We start from the raw sequence: 20,940 nt of genomic DNA on the forward strand, positions 1-20,940 counted from the left end.
GAATAATTAATGAGTTTGGAAGCATTTATTATTCAGCAGATTACCGACTCACATACAGTAAATCTACTTTTCGGACTGCAAAATTATGAAATATTTTTGAATTAGCAAATGGAATGTGTTGATTTTTCAAAAGATATATAAAAAAATAAATAAATTTGTACGTACAAAAATTAATAACATGAAAGTAAAAACTTTATTTCTAATTCTATTTTTATCATTTTTTTCAATTCTAAGTGCACAAAGCGAATTTATTACTATTTGGAGACCAGGCATGGGAGGAAGCCCAAACAATAAAATTAGTTTTTACGCCCAGGGAACTAATTACAGCATTTCTTGGGAGGAAGTAGGAAACCCTTCCCATTCTGAGACTTTAACAAACGTAACTTCTACCAATAGTCTTGTTACTTTAGATTTAGGTCTTCCAAGCCCCGGCGCCATGTATATTTTAAGGATCAGCAATGGAAATGGTAATTTTAACAGGATTCGTTTAGATGGTAATAAATCCATTATTAATATTGATCAATGGGGCAATAGCATTCAGTGGTCTAGTATGGCATTGGCATTTTATAACTGTACAAATTTAGCGATTACAGCACCCGATATACCTAATGTTTCCAATGTAACAGATTTTTCAGGGATGTTTTATAATTGTTATGTTATGGCTGGACATCCTTCTTTTAATAATTGGAACATGTCTTCTGCTGTTAATTTATCTAATATGTTCTATAATGCACGAACTTTTAATCAGCCTATAGGAAATTGGAATACTTCTAACGTGACCAATATGTCCAATATGTTTAATCAGGCAAAATTATTTAACCAGCCTCTTGGAACCTGGAATACCTCGAATGTGATCAATATGTCAGATATGTTTAGACAGGCAGAAGTATTTAATCAGCCTATTGGAACTTGGGATACTTCAAAGGTTATCAATATGTCTGGACTGTTCGCCAGTGCACATCAGTTCAACCAGCCTATCGGAAACTGGAATGTCTCTAAAGTCACTAATATGTCTGCAACATTTCAGTCAACTCCCTTTAATCAGCCTATCGAAAATTGGGATACTTCTAACGTAACGGATATGTCTAGTATGTTTGGTGGATCCTTTTTCAGCCAACCCATTGGAAATTGGGATGTTTCCGATGTAACCAATATGGCCAATATGTTTTATGGATCACGTTTTAATCAACCTATTGGAAATTGGGATGTTTCCAATGTGAAAAGTATGTATAGCATGTTTGCTTATACAAGATTTTTCAATCAGCCTATCGGAAGCTGGAATACTTCGAGTGTAACCGATATGATCAGTATGTTCTATGATACCGAAGCATTTAACCAGCCTATCGGAACCTGGAATACTTCCAATGTAACAAGTATGATCAGTATGTTTGCCAAGGCAAAATTATTTAACCAGCCTATAGGAACCTGGAATACTTCTAATGTTACTGATATGAGATCAATGTTTACAGAGTCTAAAGTATTTAATCAGCCTATCGGAAGCTGGGATACCTCGAAGGTGACAAATATGGAATACATGTTTGATTATACAGATGTATTCAACCAACCTATCGGAAACTGGGATACCTCAAAGGTTGAGTACATGGGATATATGTTCTATTTTGCAAAAGCTTTTAACCAATCTCTGGGTAACTGGAACTTAAACCGTGTTAAAAATTTACGTGAACTCTTTACCGATTCCAATTTATCATGTATCAATTATGATTCAACTCTTATAGGATGGGCGAATAATCCCGCAACGAACAATAATGTAATTTTAACAAGCGGTGCAAAAAGATATTCTTCACAAGCAGCTGTGAATGCAAGAAATTTCTTAAAGAATACAAAAGGCTGGAATATTACAAATGATTATTATGACCCTAATTGCAACCCAGTGCTTTCTACGTCTGAAAATGTTAAAAAGGAATTTAGCACTTATCCCAATCCTGTAAAACACACACTCTTTTTTACAGATGAAGTATCAAAAATCGAAATTTACAGTTTGGAAGGGAGATTATTACACAGTGATAATTCAACCGGAAAACATGCAGATGTTTCTGAACTACCAAAAGGTATATATTTAATGAAGGCAATAGATAAAACAGGAAATACAGTGCACAAAAAGTTTATAAAAGATTAATGTGATAAGATGATCACCTTATTTAAATCCCTTCAAAATTTTTGCAAGGGATTTTTTAGTTCAATACTTAATGATTTTGAAAATATTCCTCCTTTTTAATTATTCAATAAAGCAAAATAATTTTTCATGTGTATAATTGTGTGATATTTTTGAATTCCCCAATGGAATCAGTTGCTTTTTAAAAACGATATCTATAAAAATTTAACATTTACTTTTATGTGTTTTTTATGTTTTGTAGTAGTATCAAAGCGCAAAATGAGTTTATCCCCAAATAAAAGCCACATCCTCAGATGTGGCTTACTATATTGTTCAAATATTGATCTTTCGGTTAAAATCCTGAAGGCTTATTCACTGTACGTGCAGAACCGTTTGTTCCTCCAAGATCAGTCGTGATATCGGTGATGTTCTGTTTTGTGATCAGTCTTTTGTAGGCCATCAGATAAAGATCTATGGTAAAGTTATTGTATGTTCTTGCCGGATTGGCAGAGGTAAGAGCAATCAGCTTGCTGTCTGTAAACCTTGCTCTGATGTGCCATGTTCCTTTACTTTTGAATGCCGTCACATCAGGAGATCCCTGTCTGTTGTCATTGGTTCCATTATCCCCATAGTCGAGAGCTACATTGGTCGTTCCGTCATTCATTTTAAATGAGTAATTGTGAACTACAACAAGGAATTTATCCGCATCAATTTTGGTGTCGTAATCTGTAATTCCAGCTCCCGAAATTCCGGTAAGAGAAAGTTTAAGATAATTAAACAATCCGCTGCTTTCCAAAGTAGGATCATATAACTGAAGTGAATTTTCAGAAGTTGCCAGAAAGCTTCCTCCTGTCATTGTAGGTTCTCCCGGGCTTCTAAGATACAGCGTGTTTGTATAGGTTTGACCGTTGACGTCCAGTGTTTCTTTCGGATCAATGGTTTTAATTCCTACTCTTCCGGACTGGGCATTCATAAAAATTCCCAGAAATAATATCGTGATAATATAAATTCTTTTTTCCATGATCATCATTATTGAAGCCCTAAAGGCGTGTTAGTTGAAACTCCTGAATAAATCGGTGAAGCCGATGCAGAAACAGATCCGGTGAATGTTCCCCATTCTTTTACCAGAGATTTTTCAAACACGTTCAGTGTAAGTGTCCATGTTCCGTTTGTAGAAGATACCGTACCCGCTCCTTTAAAACTTAAATTGATGGCGTGATAGGTCTTTCCACTACTCGTCACCTGCGTCACTTCTGTAGAATAAGCCCCGAAAGACTTAGGACTTGTAGAAGTGTTCGCCGCCGAAACAGCGTTGGAAAAAACAGCACCCGTGATAGCTACTACATATTTACCGGTTTCCAAACCTGTGTTCAGATTAATAACTTCATCCTGACTTACATTTTTTAAAATGATATTGTAGGTATTTACTGGCGCAACATTACGAAGCGAAATATCCAGCATCTTAATTTTTCCCACAGGAGAAGTATCTTTTGAACGGGTTAAAAGAAAATAATTTCCCCTTGCCGGTGAGTTTACCGTGTCTACAAGATAAGATTCCACCAGAGTTTCTCCGGCTACATCCAAAGTTCCCTGAGGATTTTCGGTATTAATACCCACTTGTGCATGAAGTCCTAAAAAAGAACCTGCTAAAAGGAATAATGTGGTGATTTTTTTCATTACGTTGTGTTTTTATTGAATTAATGGAGCTGCAGCAGCACCGGTAGTAGAAGTTCCTAAATCCTGTGTTGTATTCAGTTCTTTTGCATAGGCTTTGTCAAAAACCAGCAAATTCAACGTCCATTCTCCGGTAGGAAAAGAATTATCCGGGGCAAATCCCTGGTAATCCGCTTTCAGTTTCCATGTTCCGCCGGAAGGATAGGCGAAAATCTGCGGTACCGGGGTCAGCCAATCTGCTGAATAGGTTCTTACAGGCTGCGTAAATCCAAATGAAGAGATCACAACAAGAAACTTATTGGAATTGATCTTGGTATCAAACTGATTCACCCAGTCTTTATCTGAAGGGTCGCAAGTGATTTTAAACTGAATAAGATTGATCGGTGCGGGAGAGTTCGGTACAAAAGTATCATTGTAGGCCGTAATTTTGTTTTCCGGAGCCGGAGACTTGATCACGAAAGTATAATTTTCATCAGCTCCCAATTTTTCTAAAGGTTTTTTGAAGATCATTCCTGAAGTCTTCATCGTTCCGTTTACTGTAAGATCTTTTTCAGGTTTAGAAGTATTTATACCTACCTGAGCGCTCACGAATACAGTGCATGCAAAAAGCACCATTGAAATAATTTTAGTCATTGAACTTGTATTGTGTTTGTTTTATTAATCTTCCATCATTTCATTTTCCTTTCACTTTTTCTAAAAAAGCATACAGCTTTCCTATACTCTGCTTTGCACAGTATACCATTTAAAAGGATAAAACTTTATGGATTAATTGGGTACTAGTTTGCAAGAAGCATGCCACATGAAAATAAATCAAAAAATAAATCTTTATATCGATAAAAATCTACTATCTTTTCACAAAACAGTGAAAACTAAACAAAAACACATATTCTTTTATACGAAATCTACAATGAGCACATCTTAAGAAATATCATTTTAATAAATGGAGGTCACTACCAACAATAAAGCACAAAAAAAGACCGCTGAAAAGCGGTCTTAATATATTTTAAAAGTATGAATTATACTTTTTCTACCTGCATATAGCTCAACTCCATTGGAGTTTTTCTACCGAAGATCAATACAGAAACTTCGATTTTCTTTTTGTCTTCAAGAATCTTCTCAACCGTTCCGTTGAATCCATTGAAAGGTCCGTCAATTACTTTAACGTTTTCACCTACAATGAATGGAATCTCAACATCGCTTGCAAATTCTGAAAGCTCATCCATTCTTCCCAACATTCTGTTTACTTCAGACTTTCTCATGGGAACAGGATCACCTCCTTTCGTTAAGCTAAGGAAAGATATTACTCCCGGAATGTTCTTAATCGCGTGAGGAATTTCACCCATCAGATCAGCTTCGATCATCAGGTATCCAGGATAGTAAGGCTTCTCTTTAGGAACTTTTTTTCCGTTTCTAATCTGTATAACCTTTTCCATAGGAATAACCACTTGAGTAACGTACTGCTCAAACCCTAGACGTTTGATTTCTGTCTCAATATAGTTTTTCACTTTATTTTCCTGTCCGCTGATCGCTTTCAGCACATACCATTTCAATTCGCTCATTATGGGAAAATACTTTTTTAGTTGAACACGTTAATTAGCATTCCAATTATGTTGCTGATTGCTTTTGAAAACAATTCATCAACCCCAAAGGTAAACAATGCCAAAATCACTGTAGCTATAGTTACTACAATAGTGGAAGACTGAAGATCAGACCACTTTGGCCATTCAACTTTATGTCTGAATTCGTTATAAGAACCTTTTAAAAAATCAACAAATGAACTCATAATTAATATTTGCACGGGCACAAGGATTCGAACCCTGATCAACGGTTTTGGAGACCGGTATCCTACCATTGGACGATGCCCGTAGATAAAAAGCTTCCGGAGAGTTTCCTTCCGGAAGCCTTATTTATTTTAAGATGATTAGTCTAAGATTTCAGTTACCTGACCTGAACCAACTGTTCTACCTCCTTCTCTGATCGCAAATCTAAGACCTACGTTAAGAGCGATTGGCTGTAACAATTCTACAGTGATCTCTAAGTTATCACCAGGCATTACCATTTCTACACCTTCTGGTAAGAAGATCTCACCTGTAACGTCAGTAGTTCTTACGTAGAACTGAGGACGGTACTTGTTGTGGAATGGAGTGTGACGTCCACCTTCTTCCTTAGAAAGGATATAAACAGATGCTTTGAATTTTTTGTGTGGCTTAACAGAATCTTTCTTAGCGATAACCATACCTCTCTTGATGTCAGTTTTTTCAATACCTCTCAACAATAGACCTACGTTATCTCCAGCTTCACCTCTGTCAAGGATTTTTCTGAACATCTCAACTCCTGTAATAGTAGAAGTTAATTTTTCTTCACCCATACCGATGATATCAACAGGATCACCTGTGTTGATAATACCAGCCTCGATTCTACCAGTTGCAACAGTACCTCTACCTGTAATAGAGAATACGTCTTCGATTGGCATCAAGAAAGGCTTATCAGTATCTCTTGGTGGTTGCTCGATCCAAGTATCAACAGCATCCATTAATTCTTCAACGCTCTTGAACCACTTGTCTTCAGTATCAGGAGTAGCTGCTGTAGCTGCTGTAAGAGCACCTAATGCAGAACCTTGAATTACTGGAGAGTTATCACCGTCGAATTCGTAAGTAGACAATAAGTCTCTAAGTTCCATTTCAACAAGCTCTAATAACTCAGCATCATCTACCATGTCAACTTTGTTCATGAAAACAACGATTCTAGGTACGTTTACCTGACGACAAAGTAGGATATGTTCTCTAGTCTGAGGCATAGGACCGTCAGTTGCAGCACATACTACGATAGCTCCGTCCATCTGAGCAGCACCAGTTACCATGTTCTTTACGTAATCCGCGTGACCTGGACAGTCAACGTGAGCATAGTGTCTTTTTTCAGTTTCGTATTCGATGTGAGCAGTATTGATAGTAATACCTCTTTCTTTTTCTTCTGGAGCAGAGTCAATTGCAGAGAAGTCTTTTTTCTCAGCAAGACCTTTGCTAGCTAATACAGCAGAAATTGCAGCTGTAAGAGTAGTTTTACCATGGTCAACGTGACCAATAGTACCAATGTTCAAGTGTGGTTTGTTACGATTAAACGTTTCCTTTGCCATGATTTAAAATTATTTATTTTATTATTTTTCAATTTTTCGGTGTGCAAATATAATGATTTTTTTAAATACCAAAACCTTTTTCATTAAAAAAGTTTCAATATTCAAATCAAAGAAGCACAAACCTTATATTTCAATGTATTGAGACTGCAAATTTACACAAATTTCCGGATTGAAAAAAATCATCCACACCCTTTTTAGTCCAAATTATAAAGTATCTGATTCGTTCTGAATAGTATAGAAGCCTAAAATATTTTTTTATCCACAAAATTCACCACAAAAAAACCGCTTTAATGGTTTTCTCGTACATACTATAAACCATTAAAAATAATATTATGAGAACACTATTACACTTCTTTCTGGTCCTGATGACCGTGACGACATTTTTTTCGTGCGACAATTCCGATGATCCGATGATGATGCCGGACAGCAATGTAACCGGGCCTGATCTTATGGCTTACGGACTTACAGGAATGAATGAACTTGTTTCTTTCAATGCCAATAATCCTAAAACATTTGCTGCCAAAACAGCCATTACAGGAATTACAGCCGGCGAAAAACTCATGAGTATAGATTTCAGACCCGCTACCGGAGAATTATATGCTTTGTCGAATGCCAGCAAATTATACATCATCAATACAGCCAGTGCTTCTGCAAGAATGGTAAGTGCTACAGCTTTCGCACCTGCCGTTTCCGGAACGATAGCTTCCATTGATTTCAATCCTACGGTAGACAGAATCCGTTTGGTGAGCAATACCGGACAAAATTTAAGACTTCACCCTGAAACGGGAGCTGTGGCAGCAACGGATATCAACATCTCCGGTACCGGAACGCCAAGCATTAACGGAGTAGCCTATACCAACAGTAAAGCAGGTGCTTCCTCCACTGTTTTATACGATATTGATCCCGTGGCCGGAAAATTATTTAAACAGGATCCACCGAATAACGGAACTTTGGTGGAAGTAGGAAGTCTTGGGGCTACCTTCTCAGGACAGGCTGCTTTTGATATTAAATTTGATAACAGCACTTCTTTACTGGCCTTAAACGAAAAATTACATGTGCTGGATCTGAATAGCGGTAAAGCTACTTTTATAGGATCATTTCCACAAGCTGTGATAGATCTTGCGATTCCTACTAAAGCCGTAGCCTATGCTATAGATAATTCAAACAATCTGCAAATATTTAACCCAAACAGCCCGATGCCGGTTTCAAAAACAGTGGCAGGACTTCAAACCGGAGAAAATATTTTAGGAATTGATTTCCGTCCTTTGAACGGGCAATTGTATGCTTTGGGAAGTTCAAGCAGAATTTATACGATCAATTTAGGAACCGGGGCTGCTACGGCTGTGGGAAGTTCCCCTTTCGCGACTTTACTGGCAGGAACAGATTTCGGATTTGATTTCAATCCAATGGTTGATAAAATACGGGTAGTAAGCAATACCGGACAAAATCTTCGTTTAGATCCTGTTACCGGAGGCATCACCGCAGTAGACACAGCTATTACTCCGGTTACAGCGATGATCGGTGCTGCGGCTTATACCAATAATTTTGCAGGCGCTACATCCACTACTCTATTTGTGATCGATCATAACACAGATAAATTATACCAGCAAACGCCTCCGAACAACGGAACTCTGGTAGAAACCGGTTCTTTAGGCATCAATATTACGAATGCGAACGGTTTTGATATCGGAAGTGCAAGCCAGAAAGCCTATCTGATGGCTACCGTAGGAACCTCAACGAAACTATATACGGTCAATACCACATCGGGAGCTGCAACAGCTGTTTCTGATTACCCTAATACCGTAAAAGCTTTTGCCGTAGGATTAGGATTTTAAAAAGACTCATAATAATTATTTCGATACCAAGAAGCGCGGAAAACTATGTTTTCCGCGCTTCACTTAATATAGATAGAAGAAACTTTAAATCTGTTGGGACTTCTTTGTCCTGTTGAAGATCCAGAAGATAATAGGGAAGATCAACAAGGTTAATACCGTCGCTGTAATCAATCCTCCGATAATGACGATCGCTAAAGGTTTCTGAGACTCCGAACCTATTCCTGTGGACAATGCAGCCGGCATCAAGCCTATCGAAGCCATCAGGGCAGTCATGATAACAGGACGGGTTCTGGATTTTACCCCGTTTAATATGGCATTATCTAAAGTCAGTCCGTTCTTGACATTCTGATGGAACTCTGTGATCAGGATAACTCCGTTCTGGATACAGATTCCGAGCAGGGCAATCATTCCTACCCCTGCGGAAATTCCGAAATTCATTCTGGTCAGATGAAGGGCAATAATTCCTCCAATCAATGCGAAAGGCACATTCGCCAATACCAGTAACGAGTCTTTCATATTTCCAAACAGGATAAACAGTAAGAAGAAGATTCCCAGAATACTGATCGGAACCACCTGCGCAAGCCTGTGTGAAGCTCTCTGCTGGTTTTCAAACTGACCTGTCCAGCCGATGGAATAGCCATCCGGAAGATCAATATTCGCTACTTTTTTCTGTGCATCGGCAATGGTGCTTCCTAAGTCACGGTCACGGATCGAGAATTTAACCCCGATGTATCGTTTAATATCATCTCTGTAAATAAATGCTGCTCCGTTATCTTTTACAATGGTACTGATCTCTTTCAGTGGAATTTTTGCGCCACCCTGTGTAGGAACCATTAATGAAGCGATATCATTCTCATCTTTTCTGTATTCCTGGGAGTAACGAAGACGGATCGGGAATTTTCTTTCCCCGTCAAACATTTCCGAAGCGGTTTTCCCTCCAAACGCCATTTCCAATACAGACTGTGCATCATCCGGCATTACACCGTAAGCCGCCATTTTATCTCTGTCTAGGACTACGCTTACTTCCGGCTGTCCGATATTTTTAATGATTCCAGGATCTTTTACTCCTTCTACATCTTTGATCTGTTTTAATACCTGATCAGCCAGTTTATCTAAAGTTTCGAGATTGTCTCCATAAATTTTGATCCCGTTCTCCGCTTTGAAACCGGCTACGGCTTCTGCCACGTTATCTGAGATCGGCTGGGAATAATTAAAGGTAATTCCCTGGTAGCTTCTGAGTTTTTTATCAATCTCTTCGATCAGTTCTTCATAGCTGATCTTTCGTTTCCATTCATCTTTAGGCTTCAGATTGACGGCAAACTGTACAAATCCGAATCCGTTGGGGTCTGTTCCGTCATTACTACGTCCTGTCTGAGCCAAAACATCAGTAACCTCGGAGAAGCTCATAATGTCTTTCTTTAAAAGGTCCGCTGTTTTCAATGATTCCTTTAATGATGAACTCATCGGCATTTCCGCTGTGATCCAAAGTGAACCTTCATTCAGCTGCGGCAGAAATTCCGTTCCCAAGAATTTTCCGGAGAATAAGGTGACCACCATGAAAGATATGGCAACAATTAAACTCATCTTTTTATGTCTAAAGGTATAGTTGAATCCTTTCAGTACAATTCTGTCCCAGAAATTCACAAACGGATTGTTTTTTTCTCTTACATTCTTGTTTAATAAGATGTGGGAAAGAACCGGAACCAGTGTCAATGTGAATATCAATGCCCCTATCAGGGCAAATCCTAATGTAAATGCCAGCGGTGAGAACATCTTTCCTTCCACTTTCTGGAAGGAGAAAATAGGGATCAGAGAGGTGATAATAATTAATTTTGAAAAGAAGATCGCCTTTCCTAAACCTGTTCCTGTCTGTTTGATCCAGCCTCCTTTTGAGAGTTTATTAAATTTTTCTGTTCCGTATTTGAGGGCTTTGTGGTCGAGCATCACAAAGAGCCCTTCCACCATGACGACGGCTCCGTCAATAATGATCCCGAAGTCTACCGCTCCCAATGAAAGCAGGTTCGCACTCATTCCCGCCAGTTTTAAGCATAGAAATGCAAACAACAGGGACAGTGGGATAATAATGGAAACGATAAATGTCGTTCTCCAGTCGGCCATAAAGATCAGGACGATCACAGTAACCAGGATAATTCCCTCGATCAGGTTGTGCATCACAGTGTGTGTCGTGAAATCCATCAGATTGTCACGGTCGTAGAACGTTACCATTTTGACATCTTTCGGAAGGACCTTCTCATTAAGTTCTTTAATCTTCGCTTTTACTCCAACCAGAACTTCCCTCGGGTTCTCCCCTTTTCTCATCACCACGATTCCTTCTACCGTGTCCTCATGCTTATTAAGACCGGCCTGCCCTACTCTCGGCATAGAACTTTCGTGAACATCTGCCACATATCTTACCAGTACAGGGTTTCCGCTGTCATTCTGGATGGTAATATTTCCAATGTCTGCCACAGATTTTACCAGACCGATTCCTCTTACCACATAGGCCTGTCCGTTTTTCTCGATCACGTCACCTCCAACATTTAAATTGCTTTTGGTAACGGCATCATACACCTGAAGCGGCGTCAGATTGTATTTATCCAAAGCTCTCGGGTCAATACTTAATTCGAAAACTTTATCCTGACCTCCGAAAACATTGATGTCTGCAACTCCGGGAACTCCTCTCAGTGCACGGTCGATCACCCAGTTCTGCAGGGTTAGCAGCTCTCTGGAATCTTTTGTTTTACTTTCCAGGGTATATCTGAAAATTTCCCCGGTAGGCCCGTAGGGTGGCTGAACTTCCGGATCCACCTCATCAGGAAGGCTTACGGTTCTTAATTGGTTATTCACCTGATTTCGGGCGAAAGTATCATCCACCCCATCATCGAAAAGAATTTTAACGATAGAGAGCCCAAACATCGTGGTACTTCTCACACTCGTTTTCTTCTGGACCGGGCTCATGGCCAATTCAATGGGCGTAGTGACAAAACGTTCCACTTCTTCTGCACTACGTCCATTCCATTGGGTTATAATGACAATCTGGGTATTGGTAACATCAGGGAAAGCTTCAATGGGCATATTTTTGAAACTTATAAAACCCGCAATGGCCAAAATAGCTACCCAGATAAAGGTAAATGCTTTGTTTTTTAACGAGAAAGCAATTATATTTTTAATGAATTTATTCATGATAGATTAAATTGGTGACCTAAAAAAGCCGTTGAAAAAATTTTTGATTCTTCCTGTTTTTTTCAATATGTTTTCTGAACCGTTAAGGAAATGAAGTGGTGAAGTTTAGCAATTCAACTTAATTCCTTAATTCCTTAATTCCTTAATTCCTTAATTCCTTAATTCCTTAATATATTCAAAATAAAAATTTAACTGTTCAGAGAACGATAGATCAATAACTGGTTGTTTGTGATTACTTCCTCCCCTTCAGACAGGCCTCCGGCTACATAGGTGATATCTCCCACCTGCTTTAATATCTTTATTTCTTTCACTTTTATATCGGTTCTGGATTTGAAAACCACGACAAAACTTCTGTTGTCATCGAAAATCACGGCTTTTGAAGGGACTGTCAGTGCTGTGCTGTTCTCAGAGCTTGACACTTTAATGGTGGCCTTACTTTCCGGGATCAGCAAGCCGTTGGCATTATCCAGTACGACTCTTGCCTGCATGGAATTGGTTTCGGGATCAATGATCTTGAATATTTTATCAATTCTTCCGTCAAAAACTTTATCCGGATAGGAAAGTGTGGAAACCTGTGCTTTCATTCCCAGACTTATTTTATCAATATCAGCTTCATTTACATTCATGATGGCCCATACGTTGGTTGTATTCGCTACGTCAAAAATATTTTCACTTCTGTCGCTTCTCAGCTGCATATCTTTATTGATGTTTTTCTGAACGATGTATCCGCTGATAGGGGCAAGAACGCTGTAGATATTTCCCTTTTTCACATTATAAACTGTACTTACGGCTGTAGCTCTCTGCATTTGGTCCTGGGCTTTCTGTACGACACTTCTGGCTTCAAGAACTTCTCTTTCCGTATTCAGCTTTCCTTCGTACATTTCTTTGGCAACACGCAGATTATTCTGAGCCACCACAAGATCTGTCTTCGCATCACTTACATCTTTCTGAACTTCGGCCAGCTCAGTACTCCTAATCGTAGCCAGTACCTGCCCTTTTCTCACGTAATCTCCAAGTTCGGCATTTACGCTCAAAACATTTCCGCCTACCAAAGGATATACATCGATATAACTGTTTTTATCGGCAGAAATCTTTCCGTAAAAGCTATATTGGTCTTCTATATTTTTCGTTTCCACTTTGGCCAGAGCGATGGAATTAAGCATGGTATTGCTCAGTTCAAAACCTTTCTTTGCCTGTGGTGCTTTTTCTTCCTCTTTTTTGGTACATGATAATAATGAAAGGGCTATCAGTACAGGGATTATATATTTTTTCATAGCTTAATAGAAGATTTTCGTTTGTATTAGTTGATTAAGTTGTTCTGCCGACTGCATGATTTCATTCTTCATATCATAGATCTGGAGCGCCGTTTGTCTGTAGCTGTCCATGAAATCTGTAAATTCTATAAGGTTGACGTTTCCTTTTCTGAAATTTTTCAGCATTCCGTCATACACCAGTTCCATATTGCTCAGGTCTGTGGATTTGATCTCGGCAAGCTGGTCATACTGGCTTTTCCAGGTTTTATAGGCAGACTGTACTTTGGTTTCCAGATTCAGTTTCTGATAATCTGCATTTTTCTGATTCTGCTGAATGGCGAAATTGGCCTTCACCACATTTCCCTGATTGGATTTCCATAAGGGTAACGGAATTCCCACCATCAGATTCACCTCGTTTTTAAAGGTTCCACCGTTTTGGTCCCATCCGGCTCCTACATTAAGATCCGGAACATTCAGAGATTTCTGCCATTGTGCGTATAGTTTACTGTTGTCTATTAATTTTAAGAAATACTGGTAATCAGAATTATTTTCCAGGGCTTTTTTCTTCAATTCATCTTCATCTCCGAAAGGCTGAGCCGCAAGAATTTCTTTGGCATCCACCTCAGAAAGCTGGGGTTCTATATCATCTGAGATTCCCGTAAGGACTTTTAAACTCTGTTCAAATTCAAGGATGTTTTTATTGATGCCCAGTTTATCGTTATTAAGCTGGATCACGAGACTCTGCAGTCTTACTTCGTCTTTAAGGGAAACGTTACCTTTGGCAGATTGCGCACGGTAAGCACTTAAGAGATCATTCATATATCCTAACTGCTTATTGGTATTATCCAGTTTCAGTTTTTCGTAATACAGATTGAAATATGCTTCATGAAGTTGGGTTCTGAGATCTACCAGAAGTTGCGAAAACTGAAGCTGTGCGAGTTCTTTGTTCGATTTTGCAAAAGCAATTTCGTTTTTCTTTTTCCCACCCATATAGATCAGTTGGGTGACCTGTGCTCCTTTGGCATGGCCTATATCAAAGGCTTTCTTACCTTCAGGATTATAGGCATTGATCTGTCCGCTTAGTTGTGGAAGTTCCCATATCTTAGCCTGCAGGATATCTGCATCGGCCATGTTGATGTTATACTGTTCTGCGAGAAGCTGAAGATTGTTTTTCTGAAAAGCCTCTTCACATTCCAAAAGTGACATCTGTTGCTGTCCTGCCATGAATGAGGAAATGGCAATAAACAGCCCTGCAATTTTGTTCATTCTATCTTTATTTATGGTACAAAATTGCCGCTATACGATTAAAACGACCTTAAAGGAGCCTTAAAAAAAAATTAAATTTGGTTACAAACACCGATAAATGCTGTATTTGTCGGAAAATTACAGGATGGAAGAAAGGAAGCTCACTTATTATAGAAGTACAAAGTGAGGACTTAATTATAAGTGTTTACTAAAGATTACGCTAAACGTATTGGTCTGTTCAGCAGGAGAAGAATATATGATCTCCGCGCCGTGGTATTCAAGAATTCTCTTGACGATTCGGAGGCCGAGGCCGGAGCCGGAAATGTTTTGGGAATTATTTCCACGCATAAAGGCTTCAAATAATTTAGCCTGTTCTTCTTCAGGAATTGTATTACCACGAGAAATGACATCTACTGTAAGCTGGTCATTCGTTTCCGTGATGAGAACATCTACTTCCTCATCATCGGAATAGACCGCTGCGTTTTTGAAAAGATTAATAAAAACAATCACCAACAGGGACTGAATACCGCTTATGGTCAGAAGACCATTTTCGGAAGTGTCTTCAGAGATCAGGAAGTCCAGTTTCAGTGATGGATAACTTTTCTCTACGGCTTCGAAAGCTTCAAAAATAACTTCATCAATTCTTACTTCTTCATAAATACTCTGAATATTTTCTTTATCGAATTTGGTAAGGAGCAAAAGAGAGTTGGTAAGATCCGACAATTGATAAACATCCTTCTGAATCTGTTTTAAGGAAGTTAACGTTTCAGGGGAATGCTCTTCAAACTTGATCAGATTTTCAAGCTGGAAAGCCATCCTGGTAATAGGAGTCCTGATTTCATGGGAAGCACTTGCCGTAAAATCTTTCTGAGACTGAAAAACATCGTCCAGCCTTGCAATCATGGTATTGAAGGATTTAGCCAGAACATTAATTTCATCATTCGACTCCTGAACAGGAATTTGTGTGGTGAGTTTATGAGCCGTGACTTCCGAGATTTCGGTATTCAGATCTTCTAAAGGACGGAGGAATTGTCCCATGAAATAATAACTGAAAAACCCGATGAGAAGGGTACTCATCACGTACGCCGTGATCAAAAGGTATTTAAGGTATTCCAGTTTTGATTTTCCGTTGGTATCAAATGCGCTGGTGAGGATATAATAATTTTCACCATTGATATTCCGGAGCGCCGCATAGATTTCGGGAACTGTTTTTTCCGTGTATATGATTTTCTTTTCATCCAGCTCTTTGAGAAGGGCACTGTCCCAGGTGACATTACGGTCTTTGATCGTGCTGTAGATCAGTTCTTTCTCACTGTTGAAAATTAAGATGGTTTCGTTAAGAAGGATATTATCTGAGTTTTCGTTAAAAAAGATCGGAGCTTCTTCTTCGAAATCTTTAGACTTTGAAATGAAGTGGGTGGTAAATTCAAGGCGCTGCCTGAATCTTTCCTTAAATTCATCTCTTCTGAAATCGTTAAAAGACAGATAGATAACCGCCATCACCATTGCAAAGAGCAAGGAAAAAGCGATACTGATCGTTAATGCTATCTTTCTTTTTAAAGACATCTACAATGGGCTTAGGTAATATCCGAAACCGGAACGGGTGTGGATAAGTTTCAGTTTAAAATCTTTATCGATCTTCTTTCGCAGAAAATTGATGTAGACTTCTACAGTATTGGTATTCGTATTGAAGTTATGCTCCCATACATGTTCAGTGATCTGTTGTTTGGAAACGGTTCTTCCCTGCGCTTCGGCAAGATACACCAGCAACTGGAATTCCTTCAGCGTAAGAGCGATCTCATTACCGGCTCTGTACACCTTCTGTTCTGTTTTATTGATGATGAGGTCGTCTACTCTGATGATATCCTGATCTGCAGTATCAGATGGTGCTTTTCTCCTTAACAGAGAGTTGATTCTTAGCAGCAGCTCTTCAAACTGAAAAGGTTTTACCAGATAATCGTCGGCCAATCTTGTGAAGGCATCCTTTTTATCGGAAATATCTCCGTAAGCCGAAATAATGATGATGGGTGTATTTTTATCGAAAGAACGGATGGTCTGGCAGACATCCAATCCATTTATTTTAGGTACATTAATATCCAGCAGATACAGATCGTAGGTATTGTTTTTGATCTGGCGGAGAAAGGTTTCACCGTCATAGATTTTGTCACAGGTAAAGCTGTGCGATTCCAAAAACCTGCAGAGTTCTGCCGAGAGAATAAGGTCATCTTCCAATAAAAGAATATTCATCAAAAATTTATTTGATACGAATTTAACGAAAATTTATGAGTATTCAGGTTAATTGGCGATGCTGTGTCCAATCGTTTTAGTGCTGATTCAGCTCAATGGGGTTATTATTTTTCTTCCGGTCTTCCAAAGCTTTCTTTTCGATTCCCCTGATGATCTCGTTCGGATCTCTGTCTTTCAGGACAATCTTTCCGCTGTATACATCGGCTTTAAAACCTCTCGCAGGATCATCCAATTCAATTTTTTTCAATTTCAAATATTCCTTCTTTGAAATTCTTTGTTGCTTATCTATGAAGAGAGAACTTTTTAAACCCGATACATCAAGATTTGTCTTGTATAGTTTTATTAAGGAGAAACTGTGAGCGTTCCGGGTATCAGAAATTTCAAATATTATCCCTGGCAAACCTTTGAATTTGAAAGGTCCGTCACTGATGGGTATTTTAGGACAGTACCAGGCCTCCCAGATTCTTCCTCTAAAACGGGTTTTTGCTTTATAAAGTGTATACCCGAAAGATGTTTTTGTTTCGTTAATGAGTTCCCAGCTCAGTTTTATATCATCCGGAAATGAATACATGACAGGATAAGAGTATTGAGTTTCGGTAATTTCCCCGGAACTGAGGCTTTTATTGATCTTCCAGAAAATTTTCCCCTTGGTAAAATCAGTATTCTTGTCATGCACGTAGAGTGAATCTGTCGTCAGTCTTTCGTAGCTGGCAAATGTAGATTGCTTGTTGTTTATCCACAAAAACATAGGCTCTTTTTCTGAGTTCTCAGATAAGCTGTCCGGCTTGTACGTGTAGTCATATACAAACATTAAGTTTTGGGAATATACCTGATTGCTGAGAAAAAAAATAACAACAAAAGAAATAAGTCTCGGAAGAAAGTTTTTCATCATATATAAAATAAGCTCCCGATTCGGGAGCCTGATTTTTTTTAGTTAACAGTATTGAGCATAATATCCCCTGCCACATGTTGTTCCGCAAGAACTTCCACATTGAGGAGGATTCGAAAACTCGGTACAGCATCTGATAAATCTGGTCTCATCAATACCTCCCATACATTCTTCACCACGACAGGCCATACCGCCACCGCCATTTCCAATAATTTCTTTCAAATCTGCTCTTGAAATCTTCTTTAAGTTTTTCATTGTAATACTTTGGTTTAAAAGTTTAGATCACAAATATATGTTTCATCTAAAATATCACACATGAGGGAAATCAGTTTTCAGCATTATTTAATATAGATTAAAAATACGTGTTCATCAGGCAGGAACTAGATGTTTTTTTTCGAAAGACTTGAATTAATATCAAAATACATTATTATTTGATCACGTGCAAAGCTTGTGGAGCAGCCGTAACTTTTTTCTAACGCAAAGAAAATTATCATACTGCTTATAAAGGAGAGCAAAGGCGGAATCAACTTCGTTAATTCTGATGAAGGGATGAATATAATATTTGAAATTTAACGCAGAGATTGAGCAGATTTTACTTTTTGATAATCTGTTTTAGTCGGATCATCTGGGATAGCAAATTAATCTTTGTTTATTCAATCACTTTTGGACATGATCATTGATCTTTTATTTTGAAACGTGGAAAATTTTGGGCAAAAAAAAATCCCGAAGGAAATTCGGGAAATTTTGAGAGCCAACTACGGGACTTGAACCCGTGACCTCTTCCTTACCAAGGAAGCACTCTACCGCTGAGCTAAGTCGGCACTAACTAAAAAAAATCACACTAATCAGCGTGATTTTCTTTGAGCGGAAGACGAGGGTCGAACTCGCGACATTCAGCTTGGAAGGCTGACGCTCTACCAACTGAGCTACTTCCGCAATTTTGTTTCCAAAACTATTGGTAAACGCTTTGCAAATCTAGGAAAATCCTTTTAAATCTGCAAGATTTTTTTTAATATAAACTGTGGGAAGAGCAGGATTCGAACCTGCGAAGCCGAAGCAACTGAGTTACAGTCAGTCCCATTTAGCCACTCTGGAATCTTCCCGAATGTTTATATTAAAATTGAGCCTCCAGAGGGACTCGAACCCACGACCTGCTGATTACAAATCAGCTGCTCTAGCCAACTGAGCTATGGAGGCAATTTTAATGTTGTGACTGAACGCTTTTGAGAAAATTCTACTCTAAGCTTTTCAGTAGTTAAAAAAATCATTCTTTTTCAGTCTGACTTTTTGAGCGAAAGACGAGGGTCGAACTCGCGACATTCAGCTTGGAAGGCTGACGCTCTACCAACTGAGCTACTTTCGCAATTTTGTTTCCAAAACTATTGGTTTAACGGTTTGCAAATCTAAGAAATTTTCTTGAAACCTGCAAAACTTTTTTTTAAATATAAACTGTGGGAAGAGCAGGATTCGAACCTGCGAAGCCGAAGCAACTGAGTTACAGTCAGTCCCATTTAGCCACTCTGGAATCTTCCCGAATGTTTATATTAAAAGAGCCTCCAGAGGGACTCGAACCCACGACCTGCTGATTACAAATCAGCTGCTCTAGCCAACTGAGCTATGGAGGCATAAACAAAAAGAATTCAAAAGAACGCTGTTCCCTTTTTGCGAGTGCAAATATAGAACGGTTTTTTTGAATTCTCAAACTTTTTTATGACTTTTTTTATCTTTTTTTTCTACGCCATCTCTTTTTTCTTGATTAGTAGCTTTTTAGCTGTATCAACACAAAGGTCCAAACTTTCTTCAAAAGTTTCGGATGTCTTTTTTACGACGATATCGTCACCCGGAACGGCTAAGATAAGTTCGGTAGTTTTATTGTTTCTATCCGAAGCGTTTTCAACTTTCAGGAACACCTTGCACTCATGAATTTTATCATAGAAGGTTTCCAACTTGCTTACTTTTTTGTCAATGTGTGATTCTAATGGTTCGTGTGGAGTTAAACCAATTGATTGAACTGTGATCTTCATAATTCTTCTTTTTTAGATGCTCTGGGATGAGCCTGATTAAACACTTTTTTCAATTGTTCAATATTGGCATTCGTATAGACTTGAGTACTTGCAAGACTGGAATGCCCTAATATTTTTTTTACTTTGGAGATCTCCGCCCCATTATCCAAAACATGCGTAGCAAAGCTATGCCGAAGGATGTGAGGACTTCTTTTTTCTTTCGTAGTTACAAGACTAAGGTACTTATTAACTACCACATAAACAAATTTTTCGGAGAGTTTTTTCCCCTTTTTATTGACGAAAAAATATGATTTATATGGGTCTTCCGGTTTCCTTATTCTGAGGTAACTTTCGAGCAGATGAGACAGATCTTCGGAGATGGGAATAAAGCGTTCTTTATTTCCCTTTCCTATTACCCTCAGCTCGTTTCCGCTTATGTTTACATACTCAAACATCAGGCCACAAAGCTCGGCTTTACGCATTCCGGTCTGATACAACACTTCAATAATACACTGATCGAGGAGATCATGATGCTCCGGGAGGACGCGATCGCTAAGGGTCTGCATTTCTTCCTGTGACATAGGAATCTGTTTTTCAGCGTAAAACTTCAGGGAAGAGATGCTTTCTGCGGGAGAAACTTTAATCTCCCCGATTTTTAAAAGAAAAAGATAAAAACTTCGTAAAGTGGATAATTTTCTATTAATACTTCTTTTTGAAATATTATTTTCACTCAATTCAACGATAAAATTTCTGATGACTTTTTTGTCTGCTTTGGAAATATCTTCGGAACCTTCTGTTTTGAGATAGAAATGGGAAAAATCGTCAAGGTCTTTTTTGTAGCTTGTAACGGTATGAGGCGAATACCTCTTCTCGAACTGTACATATTCTATATATTTATCCAACATCACTTAAGGTATAAAAACAAAAATTCACCTCTCAAATATACGAATATTTAAGAAGTGAATTATATGTGGTTAAGAAAAATCTTAAGCCTGTTCTTCCTTACTAAGGCCTCTTTGTTTGTAAGCGGCTTTTAGTCTAGATTGTCTTAAAGTTACAGAAGGCTTAATAAACGCTTGTCTAGATCTCAATTGACGAACTGTACCCGTTTTATCAAATTTTCTTTTATATTTTTTTAAAGCTCTGTCGATGGATTCCCCATCTTTTACTGGAATTATTAACATATTTTACATCTCATTTTGGATTGCAAAGTTAGCATTTTTTCATTAATTCACAAATTATATCCTTTAAAAATAATTTCGCCCATATTATTTTCATTCATTTGATTATTTAAACGATATTTTTTAATTGTTTTTAGTATTAAATATTTACAATTTTAACTTAATTATCAAATTAATTTAAAAT

Annotated in this window: 18 protein-coding genes and 8 tRNA genes; 2 read left to right on the forward strand and 24 right to left on the reverse strand. The window is 38.3% G+C overall.

Annotated elements, in window-relative coordinates:
* Nucleotides 1–178 precede the first annotated feature (178 nt).
* Nucleotides 179–2,137 (forward strand): BspA family leucine-rich repeat surface protein, encoded by a 1,959-nt coding sequence (locus BM143_RS24045; RefSeq protein WP_167375302.1) that lies wholly within the window; start codon nt 179–181, stop codon nt 2,135–2,137.
* Between the two features lie 328 nt (nt 2,138–2,465).
* On the opposite strand, the gene BM143_RS16230 is transcribed toward BM143_RS24045, so the two are convergent.
* The 7 genes from BM143_RS16230 to tuf form a co-directional block, all read right to left on the reverse strand.
* On the reverse strand, nt 2,466–3,134 hold the full coding sequence (locus BM143_RS16230) for a hypothetical protein (RefSeq protein WP_090025830.1): 669 nt from the start codon (nt 3,132–3,134) through the stop codon (nt 2,466–2,468).
* Between the two features lie 8 nt (nt 3,135–3,142).
* A complete protein-coding gene (locus tag BM143_RS16235) occupies nt 3,143–3,790 on the reverse strand; it encodes a hypothetical protein (RefSeq protein ID WP_090025564.1) in 648 nt (215 codons plus the stop codon).
* Between the two features lie 12 nt (nt 3,791–3,802).
* On the reverse strand, nt 3,803–4,420 hold the full coding sequence (locus BM143_RS16240) for a hypothetical protein (protein ID WP_090025566.1): 618 nt from the start codon (nt 4,418–4,420) through the stop codon (nt 3,803–3,805).
* A 383-nt stretch (nt 4,421–4,803) separates the two neighbouring features.
* Nucleotides 4,804–5,346, reverse strand: coding sequence for a transcription termination/antitermination protein NusG (gene nusG, locus BM143_RS16245; RefSeq protein WP_034702030.1), 543 nt, complete (start codon nt 5,344–5,346; stop codon nt 4,804–4,806).
* Nucleotides 5,347–5,363: 17 nt separating this feature from the next.
* Nucleotides 5,364–5,570 carry a preprotein translocase subunit SecE gene (gene secE, locus BM143_RS16250; protein ID WP_034723808.1) on the reverse strand — a complete coding sequence of 69 codons (207 nt, stop codon included), beginning with the start codon at nt 5,568–5,570 and terminating at the stop codon, nt 5,364–5,366.
* Between the two features lie 12 nt (nt 5,571–5,582).
* A tRNA-Trp gene (locus tag BM143_RS16255) sits at nt 5,583–5,653 on the reverse strand.
* Between the two features lie 55 nt (nt 5,654–5,708).
* Nucleotides 5,709–6,920 (reverse strand): elongation factor Tu, encoded by a 1,212-nt coding sequence (gene tuf / locus BM143_RS16260; protein ID WP_034723377.1) that lies wholly within the window; start codon nt 6,918–6,920, stop codon nt 5,709–5,711.
* A 332-nt stretch (nt 6,921–7,252) separates the two neighbouring features.
* On the opposite strand from tuf, the gene BM143_RS16265 reads away from it, so the two are divergent.
* Nucleotides 7,253–8,755, forward strand: coding sequence for a DUF4394 domain-containing protein (locus BM143_RS16265; RefSeq protein WP_090025567.1), 1,503 nt, complete (start codon nt 7,253–7,255; stop codon nt 8,753–8,755).
* Between the two features lie 84 nt (nt 8,756–8,839).
* Here BM143_RS16265 and BM143_RS16270 read toward each other — a convergent pair whose 3' ends face one another.
* The 17 genes from BM143_RS16270 to rpsU all read right to left on the reverse strand — a co-directional run bounded on the left by BM143_RS16270 (nt 8,840) and on the right by rpsU (nt 20,759).
* Nucleotides 8,840–11,938: an efflux RND transporter permease subunit gene (locus tag BM143_RS16270; protein ID WP_090025569.1), complete on the reverse strand. Its 3,099-nt coding sequence runs from the start codon at nt 11,936–11,938 to the stop codon at nt 8,840–8,842.
* Between the two features lie 188 nt (nt 11,939–12,126).
* Nucleotides 12,127–13,212 (reverse strand): efflux RND transporter periplasmic adaptor subunit, encoded by a 1,086-nt coding sequence (locus BM143_RS16275; protein ID WP_090025570.1) that lies wholly within the window; start codon nt 13,210–13,212, stop codon nt 12,127–12,129.
* 3 nt (nt 13,213–13,215) lie between these two features.
* Nucleotides 13,216–14,457, reverse strand: a complete 1,242-nt coding sequence (locus BM143_RS16280; protein WP_090025572.1) for a TolC family protein — start codon at nt 14,455–14,457, stop codon at nt 13,216–13,218.
* Between the two features lie 174 nt (nt 14,458–14,631).
* Nucleotides 14,632–16,002: an ATP-binding protein gene (locus BM143_RS16285; RefSeq protein WP_090025574.1), complete on the reverse strand. Its 1,371-nt coding sequence runs from the start codon at nt 16,000–16,002 to the stop codon at nt 14,632–14,634.
* On the reverse strand, nt 16,003–16,683 hold the full coding sequence (locus BM143_RS16290) for a response regulator transcription factor (RefSeq protein ID WP_090025576.1): 681 nt from the start codon (nt 16,681–16,683) through the stop codon (nt 16,003–16,005). It lies immediately after the preceding gene.
* A gap of 76 nt (nt 16,684–16,759) precedes the next feature.
* A complete protein-coding gene (locus tag BM143_RS16295; RefSeq protein ID WP_090025577.1) occupies nt 16,760–17,575 on the reverse strand; it encodes a GLPGLI family protein in 816 nt (271 codons plus the stop codon).
* A 42-nt stretch (nt 17,576–17,617) separates the two neighbouring features.
* A complete protein-coding gene (locus BM143_RS23775; RefSeq protein WP_139222062.1) occupies nt 17,618–17,827 on the reverse strand; it encodes a bacteriocin-like protein in 210 nt (69 codons plus the stop codon).
* Nucleotides 17,828–18,321: 494 nt separating this feature from the next.
* Nucleotides 18,322–18,393 (reverse strand) — tRNA-Thr (locus tag BM143_RS16300).
* Nucleotides 18,394–18,435: 42 nt separating this feature from the next.
* Nucleotides 18,436–18,508, reverse strand: a tRNA-Gly gene (locus tag BM143_RS16305).
* Nucleotides 18,509–18,594: 86 nt separating this feature from the next.
* Nucleotides 18,595–18,675 (reverse strand) — tRNA-Tyr (locus BM143_RS16310).
* Nucleotides 18,676–18,695: 20 nt separating this feature from the next.
* Nucleotides 18,696–18,769: transfer RNA gene (locus BM143_RS16315), tRNA-Thr, on the reverse strand.
* Nucleotides 18,770–18,862: 93 nt separating this feature from the next.
* Nucleotides 18,863–18,935: transfer RNA gene (locus BM143_RS16320), tRNA-Gly, on the reverse strand.
* Between the two features lie 89 nt (nt 18,936–19,024).
* Nucleotides 19,025–19,105 (reverse strand) — tRNA-Tyr (locus tag BM143_RS16325).
* An 18-nt stretch (nt 19,106–19,123) separates the two neighbouring features.
* A tRNA-Thr gene (locus tag BM143_RS16330) sits at nt 19,124–19,197 on the reverse strand.
* A 108-nt stretch (nt 19,198–19,305) separates the two neighbouring features.
* Nucleotides 19,306–19,596 (reverse strand): HPF/RaiA family ribosome-associated protein, encoded by a 291-nt coding sequence (locus BM143_RS16335; protein WP_034723368.1) that lies wholly within the window; start codon nt 19,594–19,596, stop codon nt 19,306–19,308.
* Complete coding sequence (locus BM143_RS16340) at nt 19,593–20,480, reverse strand: tyrosine-type recombinase/integrase (RefSeq protein ID WP_090025579.1); 888 nt, start codon at nt 20,478–20,480, stop codon at nt 19,593–19,595. Before BM143_RS16340 ends, BM143_RS16335 begins: the two co-directional genes overlap by 4 nt.
* An 81-nt stretch (nt 20,481–20,561) precedes the next feature.
* Nucleotides 20,562–20,759 carry a 30S ribosomal protein S21 gene (gene rpsU / locus BM143_RS16345; protein ID WP_034723363.1) on the reverse strand — a complete coding sequence of 66 codons (198 nt, stop codon included), beginning with the start codon at nt 20,757–20,759 and terminating at the stop codon, nt 20,562–20,564.
* Between the last annotated feature and the right edge of the window lie 181 nt (nt 20,760–20,940).

This window comes from Chryseobacterium oleae, from assembly GCF_900115055.1.
GTDB lineage: Bacteria > Bacteroidota > Bacteroidia > Flavobacteriales > Weeksellaceae > Chryseobacterium > Chryseobacterium oleae.

What these genes read in the sequence shown, in the direction of transcription:
- BM143_RS24045 (WP_167375302.1), top strand. Translation starts at nt 179, where the DNA reads ATGAAAGTAAAAACTTTATTTCTAATTCTATTTTTATCATTTTTTTCA.
- BM143_RS16230 (WP_090025830.1), bottom strand. Translation starts at nt 3,134, where the DNA reads ATGGAAAAAAGAATTTATATTATCACGATATTATTTCTGGGAATTTTT.
- BM143_RS16235 (WP_090025564.1), bottom strand. Translation starts at nt 3,790, where the DNA reads ATGAAAAAAATCACCACATTATTCCTTTTAGCAGGTTCTTTTTTAGGA.
- BM143_RS16240 (WP_090025566.1), bottom strand. Translation starts at nt 4,420, where the DNA reads ATGACTAAAATTATTTCAATGGTGCTTTTTGCATGCACTGTATTCGTG.
- nusG (WP_034702030.1), bottom strand. Translation starts at nt 5,346, where the DNA reads ATGAGCGAATTGAAATGGTATGTGCTGAAAGCGATCAGCGGACAGGAA.
- secE (WP_034723808.1), bottom strand. Translation starts at nt 5,570, where the DNA reads ATGAGTTCATTTGTTGATTTTTTAAAAGGTTCTTATAACGAATTCAGA.
- tuf (WP_034723377.1), bottom strand. Translation starts at nt 6,920, where the DNA reads ATGGCAAAGGAAACGTTTAATCGTAACAAACCACACTTGAACATTGGT.
- BM143_RS16265 (WP_090025567.1), top strand. Translation starts at nt 7,253, where the DNA reads ATGAGAACACTATTACACTTCTTTCTGGTCCTGATGACCGTGACGACA.
- BM143_RS16270 (WP_090025569.1), bottom strand. Translation starts at nt 11,938, where the DNA reads ATGAATAAATTCATTAAAAATATAATTGCTTTCTCGTTAAAAAACAAA.
- BM143_RS16275 (WP_090025570.1), bottom strand. Translation starts at nt 13,212, where the DNA reads ATGAAAAAATATATAATCCCTGTACTGATAGCCCTTTCATTATTATCA.
- BM143_RS16280 (WP_090025572.1), bottom strand. Translation starts at nt 14,457, where the DNA reads ATGAACAAAATTGCAGGGCTGTTTATTGCCATTTCCTCATTCATGGCA.
- BM143_RS16285 (WP_090025574.1), bottom strand. Translation starts at nt 16,002, where the DNA reads ATGTCTTTAAAAAGAAAGATAGCATTAACGATCAGTATCGCTTTTTCC.
- BM143_RS16290 (WP_090025576.1), bottom strand. Translation starts at nt 16,683, where the DNA reads ATGAATATTCTTTTATTGGAAGATGACCTTATTCTCTCGGCAGAACTC.
- BM143_RS16295 (WP_090025577.1), bottom strand. Translation starts at nt 17,575, where the DNA reads ATGATGAAAAACTTTCTTCCGAGACTTATTTCTTTTGTTGTTATTTTT.
- BM143_RS23775 (WP_139222062.1), bottom strand. Translation starts at nt 17,827, where the DNA reads ATGAAAAACTTAAAGAAGATTTCAAGAGCAGATTTGAAAGAAATTATT.
- BM143_RS16335 (WP_034723368.1), bottom strand. Translation starts at nt 19,596, where the DNA reads ATGAAGATCACAGTTCAATCAATTGGTTTAACTCCACACGAACCATTA.
- BM143_RS16340 (WP_090025579.1), bottom strand. Translation starts at nt 20,480, where the DNA reads ATGTTGGATAAATATATAGAATATGTACAGTTCGAGAAGAGGTATTCG.
- rpsU (WP_034723363.1), bottom strand. Translation starts at nt 20,759, where the DNA reads ATGTTAATAATTCCAGTAAAAGATGGGGAATCCATCGACAGAGCTTTA.